The 247-nt window shown below is 73.3% G+C and carries 1 pseudogene; it reads left to right on the forward strand.

The features are described from left to right. Window positions 1–69: 69 nt before the first annotated feature. A pseudogene (locus KVT45_RS57555) lies at window positions 70–247 on the forward strand (two-component sensor histidine kinase); the annotation flags it as partial.

Consider the following 247-nt stretch of genomic DNA (forward strand, 5'->3'; position numbering starts at 1 on the left):
GTATCTGCACCCACTGCGAGGGGGCGGCGTGAAGCTGGAGCCGCCCGGCGGGGAAGGGAGGCCGGTCGGATGAGATGGGCTCTGGTCAAGGTCTGTCTGGCGGGCACCGCGATGGTCGTGGTCGCCTTCGCCGTTCCGCTCGGCCTGGTCGTCAAGGAGCAGGCCCGCGACCGCGCGTTCTCCCACGCCGAGCGGGAGGCCGCCGCCGTCGCCCCGGCCCTGTCCCTCACCACCGACCGGGACAAGC

Source organism: Streptomyces sp. GbtcB6, from assembly GCF_019091475.1.
Lineage (GTDB): Bacteria > Actinomycetota > Actinomycetes > Streptomycetales > Streptomycetaceae > Streptomyces > Streptomyces hyaluromycini.